Source organism: Actinomadura sp. NPDC049382 (assembly GCF_040677125.1).
Classification (GTDB): Bacteria; Actinomycetota; Actinomycetes; order Streptosporangiales; family Streptosporangiaceae; genus Spirillospora; species Spirillospora geliboluensis.
On record NZ_JBFARO010000203.1, the window covers coordinates 3,963 to 9,633 of the forward strand.

Here is a 5,671-nt window from a genome sequence, read left to right on the forward strand (position 1 = left end):
TGCGCCTCTGGACCCTGCGCCTCTGGACCCTGCGCCTCTGGACCCTGCGCCTCTGGACCCTGCGCCTCTGGACCCTGCGCCTCTGGACCCTGCGCCTCTGGACCCTGCGCCCCCGGGCCGCCGCCCCCCTCCTGGTCGGCGCCGCCCTTCCGCTCGGCCGCACCCCCGCGGCCGGCGTCCTCGCCGGCCGCGCCGGTCTCGCGGCGGTCCTCCTCGTCGAAGGCGCGGGTGTCGCGGAACCGCACGTACGGCTCCCGGCCCGGGGGAGTGCCCGCGGCGATCGCCCGGCCCCGCTCCAGCTCGGCGTTCAGCTCCAGGCCCAGCAGGATCGCCAGGTTCGTGATCCACAGCCACACCAGGAACACGATGACCGCCGCGAGGCTGCCGTAGGTCTTGTTGTAGGAGGAGAAGTTCGCCACGTACACCGCGAACAGCCCCGACGCCGCCAGCCACACCACGATCGCCAGCACCCCGCCGGGCACCAGCCCCCTGAAACCGCGCTTGGCGTTGGGCGACGCCCAGTACAGCAGCATGAACAGGAACGCCACCACCACCAGCAGCACCGGCCATTTGGCGATGTTCCACACCGTCACCGCCTGCGACCCGGCGCCGATCACGTCGCCGACCTTGCGCGCCAGCGGCCCGGTCACCACCACCGCGATCCCCGACGCCGACAGCAGCACCAGCGTCACCAGCGTCACCCCGATCCGCACCGGGAGCGTCTTCCAGATCGGACGGCCCTCGGGGACGTCGTAGACGATGTTGGACGCCTGCATGAACCCGCCGACGTACCCCGACGCCGACCACACCGCGCCCAGCAGGGCCACGACCGCGATCACCCCGGCGCCGCCACTGCTGCCCTGCAGCTGCCGAACCGAGCTCACCAGCAGGTCCCTGACCGCGCCCGGCGCCAGCTCCCCGATGTTCTTGATCAGCTCGTCGGTGGTGGACCGGCCGGCCAGCCCGACCAGCGACACCACCACCAGCAGCGCCGGGAAGATCGACAGGATCGAGTAGTAGGTGAGCGCCGCCGCCCACGCGGTGAGGTTGTCGCGCTTGAACTCGCCGAACGTCCGCTTCAGCGCCCCCCGCCACGAGGCGGCCGGGGGGTCGGCGATCGCGCCAGGGACAGGCATGCGGGTCCTCTCACCGGATCGTTCCAGGGGGTCGGTCCCGGGGGCGGGCCCGGTCCCGAGGGTCTCGGCGGCCCGGGGTCAGCGGCCCTTGCGGCGCCGCACCTTCACCGCGCGGCGCTGCCCGGGGGCGATCCGGAACCGCACCGGCCCCACCCGCCGCGAGGACGTCCGCCGGTGGCGGATCCACAGCGCCGCCACCGCCAGCGCGCCCGCGGAGGCGGCCACCGCGCCGCCCTGCCGGGCCCGCGCCATCGTCTCCTCCGAGCCGGCCGCCTGCCACGCCGACGCCGCGGCGTCGCGCGCCCGGCTCCTGGCGTACTCGGCCTTCTCCCGGGCCAGCGCCTTCACGTCCGCCTTGGCGGCCAGCTGCTCGACGGTGTCGCCGAGCTCGTGGCGCGCCCGGTCGACCTCCTGGCGCAGCTCCTCGGTGGCGGCCTCGGCTCCGTGCCTGCCCTGAACCGTCATCGGTGCGTCGCCCTCTCCCTCAGTTCGGCCACGGTCTGCCGCGCGCCGTCCATCGCCGCCTCCGGTTTGGCCGGCGCTGCGCGCCTGGTCTGCGACCGGCCCATCAGGGCCAGCACCCCGGCCACCAGCATCAGGAACCCGCCCATGATCAGCGCCGCCGCCCACACCGGGAGCGCCAGCGCGATCGCGGCGATCGCCGCGGTCAGCAGCGCCCCCAACCCGTACAGCGCCATCAGCGCCGCGCCGCCGAACATCCCGGCGCCGGTGCCGGCGTGCCGGGCCTTGGCCTTCAGCTCGGCGGCCGCCAGCCGCAGCTCGGCGCGGGTCAGGTCCGAGACCTGCTGCGCGGCCTGCCGCACCAGCTCGCCGGTGCCCGCCTCCGGGCGCCGGGACTGGAACTCCGGTGCCCGGGCCTGGTCCACGCGGTGCGCGCCCATGCCCTCGGCCGCCGCCTCGCCGTCATGCGTCTGCCGCACGATGCCCATCGCCTTCAGGCCCCCTCCGCGTTGTCTCGACGCTTGAAGGTGGCGTTCCCCCTTGTCGGAGGCTAAACGTGGCCGGTTCCCGACAAAGGGTGAACATGCGCGCCGGACCGCGCCGTCGCGCGCCCCCGGCGGGGCGGCGGTCAGCCGCGCCCGACGTGCGACGGCATCGCCGCGGCCAGCACCGTCATGAACTGGACGTTGGCCTCCAGCGGCAGCCCCGCCATGTACAGGACGGCGTCGACGACGTGGCGGACGTCCATCACCGGCTCGGCCTTCACCGTCCCGTCCGCCTGCAGGGTGCCGGTGCCGAACGCGCCGGTCATGTCGGTGGCGGCGTTGCCGACGTCGATCTGCCCGCACGCGATCCGGTGGGGGCGGCCCTCCAGCGACAGCGCCTTGGTGAGGCCGGTCACGGCGTGCTTGCTGGCGGCGTAGGCGACGGTGCGGGGCCGCGGCGTGTGCGCCGACAGCGACCCGTTGTTGATGATGCGCCCGCCCTGCGGGTCCTGGTCCTTCATCATCCGGAACGCCTGCTGCGCGCACAGGAACGCGCCGGTGAGGTTGGTGTCGACGACCTGGCGCCACTCCCGGAGGGAGTAGTCCTCCACGGGCGCGGACGCGCCGAACACCCCGGCGTTGTTGACCAGCAGGTCCAGCCGCCCCCACCGGCCGGCGACGGCGGCGAACAGCTCCCGCACGGCGCCGGGGTCGGTGACGTCGGCGGGGACGGCCAGCGCCGCTCCGTCGGGGGCCGCGGCGGTGGCGGCCCGCAGGGGGCCGGGGCGGCGGCCGGCGAGGGCCACCCGCCACCCGGCGTCCAGGAGCCCGGCCGCGACCGCCGCTCCGATGCCCGATCCGGCGCCGGTCACCAGCGCCACCCCTGCTCCCATGGGCCACTCCCGCCGCTCGTCGCCGTCCCGCCCGATTATCGCCCCCGCCGTACCAGCGATCCCGGCCCGGGGTCAGGCGGTGGTGAGCCAGTCGACGCGGTGCGCCTCGGTCGGGTCGGGGGTCTCCCAGCGGCGCACCAGCCGGTCCACGACCGCGTCCGGGACGGGCGCCCGCCGCGCCCGGTTGCGGTCGCGGACCACGCCGGGCGGCGCCTCCACCGCGACGATCTCCACCCGCGCCCGGTACCGGGCGGCGAGCCCCGTGCACGCCTCCCGCTGCTGCCGCGACACGTTGGTGGCGTTCCACACGAACGACCTGCCCGCGCGCAGGTGCCCGCGGGCCTCCTCGTGCGCGGCGGCCGCCACCGCCCGCTGGTCCCCCGAGGGGGACACGCCCATCTCGGCGCGGAGCCGGTCCAGGCTCACGACCGGCGCGTCCGGGCGGTGCGCGGCGATCCAGTGGTCCTTGCCCGCGCCCGGCAGCCCCGACAGCACGGTCACCGTGCAGCGGGTGTCGTCGAACGCGGCGTAGCCGGGGTCGCGGCCGGGCTTGCGGAAGTACCAGAACCGGGCGTGGTCGGACGGGAACGCGCGCGGAGCCTCCAGGCACTCCTGCTCGGCGCAGTACTCCCTGTACAGGGCGGCGTTGTCCAGCAGTTCGGCGGTGTCGGAGCAGACCCGGCCGAGGATGTCGGCCGACGCCAGCAGCACCAGGTCGTCGTTGCGGGCCAGCAGGCTCGCCCGGAACGCGATCTGCTGCAGGTCGGGGCGCTCCAGAGCCCAGAACGGCACCTGGTGGTGGCGGACCAGCGCCGCGACGTGCTCGCGCCAGGCGACCGGCGCGCCCAGCTCCCACAGGATCCGCCGCACCATCAGGTCGCCGCGGCGGGAATGGCCGTGCGCGGTGACGCGGCCGTCGCCGTCCAGCGCGGTGCAGTACGGCTTGGCGACGTCGTGCATCAGCACCGCGGTGAACAGCCGGACCCGCTCGGCGGCCGGGCGGGCCCGCCACTGCGGCAGCGACGCCAGCGCCTCGCACGCCATCCGGGTGTGGGTCTCGACGTCGCCCTCGCCGTGGTGGAGGGGGTCCTGGGGGACGCCGGCCAGGTCCCGCACCCAGGCGAACGCGTCCCGGATCCGGTCCCAGGGGACGCTCCAGTGAGGGGGCGCCGGGCACAGCTCATCGAACACCCGCATACAGCACCTCCGGGTCTGCCAGGCCGTTGGCGACGATCGGCCGGTCCAGCCAGTGCGTGCCGGCGTCCAGGATCGCGGTCAGGAAGCTCGGACGGACCCACTTGTAGCGGCCGACGGTCTGCCCGTCCTCCTCCACCTTGATGTAGAGGCCCTCCATCTCCTCGCACGAGTCGGTCTCCGCCGCGACGCGGCCGGGGTCGGCGCCGCCGGCGGCGGCCGCCGCGCGCAGCGCCTCCCGCCAGTGCGGGGTGCGGCACCTCGACGGCCCCGCCAGCGCCGTCAGCGCGGCCAGGTCCGGCAGCGGGCCCTCGTGCAGGACCGGCACCGGCACCACCGGCGTCCCGGCGAGCAGCTCCGCGCGCCGCGGCGTCGACAGGAACGTCCCGTCGGCGAGGTCCAGCACGTCGAACGCGCAGAAGTAGTGGGGGAGCGCGTCGTAGAAGACGGTGTGCTTGGCGTACAGCCACTCCCCGTACAGGACGTACCGGTCCCGCAGGCGTTCGCGCAGGACGTGCTGGACCGACGCCGCCCACGCCTTCAGCGGCCCGAACTGCCGCTCGCGGGGCCCGCCGGCCAGGTAGTGGCCGCGGCTCTGCAGCCGCAGCTCCCCGCCGGCGGTGAAGCTGATCCCGGCGTTGGCGCCGTCGAGCTTCTCCTCCACCACCAGGTACCGCCCGGCGATCTCGGCGAACGGCGCCGCGGCGAGGTCGTGGTCGCCGGGTTGGAGCCGCGAACCCGCGATGTGCGGGGTCCGGGGGTATTTGCGGAGCATGCCGACCGTTGTAAGGGACCGCCGCGGGCCCCGCCAACCGGTTTTCCGGCGCCCGCGAGGGCGTCAGCGGGCCGGGACGGCGCGGACGAGGGCCAGCGCCACCGCCCACAGCGCCGCGCTCACCCACGCCAGCGCGTGCAGCCCCGACGCGAACCCCGGGCCGGTCGCCGGCCCGGCGACCGCCCCGTACACCGCGACGCCCAGCGCCGTCCCGACCTGCCGGGCGGCGTTGTTGAACCCGCCCGCCAGGCCGGCGTGCGCGGGCGGCGCGGCGCGCATCGCGGCGGCGACCGCGGCCGTGACGATCAGGCCGTCGCCGATCCCGATGGCCGCCAGCGCCGGCAGCAGCGGCCCGTACCCGCCGCCCGGCCCGGCGGCCAGCAGCGACAGCGACCCGCAGGCGGCGACCGCGGCCCCCGCGGTCAGCGGCACCCGCGTCCCGAACCGGGCGGTCAGCCGCCCGCTCACCGGCGCCAGCACCGCCAGCGGCACCGCCATCGGCAGCAGCAGCGCCCCGGCCGACGCCGCCGAGCGGTGCCCGGCCTGCTGCAGCGCCAGCGTCGAGGTGAACAGCACCCCGTTGGTGACCAGGTTCATGATCAGCGCGATGGCGTTCGCGCCGAGGAACGCCCGCGCCCGCAGCAGCCCGCCCGGCAGCATCGGCGCCGCCGCGCGCCGCTCGGCCAGGACGAGCCCCGCCCCGGCCGCCGCCGCGACCGCGGCGGG

General features: G+C 76.1%; 7 protein-coding genes. All 7 read right to left on the minus strand.

Translation table 11 applies throughout. The features are described 5' to 3' along the window. A partial coding sequence (locus AB0K34_RS44765; RefSeq protein ID WP_364554603.1) for a YihY/virulence factor BrkB family protein occupies window positions 1-1,136 on the minus strand: 1,136 nt, incomplete at its 3' end. Window positions 1,137-1,214: 78 nt separating this feature from the next. Continuing rightward, window positions 1,215-1,601 (minus strand): DUF3618 domain-containing protein, encoded by a 387-nt coding sequence (locus AB0K34_RS44770; protein ID WP_301176337.1) that lies wholly within the window; start codon window positions 1,599-1,601, stop codon window positions 1,215-1,217. Then, the gene (locus AB0K34_RS44775) at window positions 1,598-2,077 is read right to left on the minus strand and encodes a phage holin family protein (protein WP_301176336.1); all 480 of its coding nucleotides are present in this window, start codon (window positions 2,075-2,077) and stop codon (window positions 1,598-1,600) included. The genes AB0K34_RS44770 and AB0K34_RS44775 overlap by 4 nt, the downstream gene beginning before the upstream one ends. A 149-nt stretch (window positions 2,078-2,226) precedes the next feature. Beyond that, window positions 2,227-2,976 carry an SDR family oxidoreductase gene (locus AB0K34_RS44780; protein WP_301176335.1) on the minus strand — a complete coding sequence of 250 codons (750 nt, stop codon included), beginning with the start codon at window positions 2,974-2,976 and terminating at the stop codon, window positions 2,227-2,229. Window positions 2,977-3,048: 72 nt separating this feature from the next. Further along, window positions 3,049-4,173 carry an AAA family ATPase gene (locus tag AB0K34_RS44785; protein WP_301176334.1) on the minus strand — a complete coding sequence of 375 codons (1,125 nt, stop codon included), beginning with the start codon at window positions 4,171-4,173 and terminating at the stop codon, window positions 3,049-3,051. Further along, window positions 4,157-4,945, minus strand: coding sequence for an RNA ligase family protein (locus tag AB0K34_RS44790; RefSeq protein WP_301176333.1), 789 nt, complete (start codon window positions 4,943-4,945; stop codon window positions 4,157-4,159). Before AB0K34_RS44790 ends, AB0K34_RS44785 begins: the two co-directional genes overlap by 17 nt. A gap of 63 nt (window positions 4,946-5,008) precedes the next feature. Next, window positions 5,009-5,671 (minus strand): MFS transporter (locus AB0K34_RS44795; RefSeq protein ID WP_364554606.1); only part of this gene is annotated, 663 nt, incomplete at its 5' end.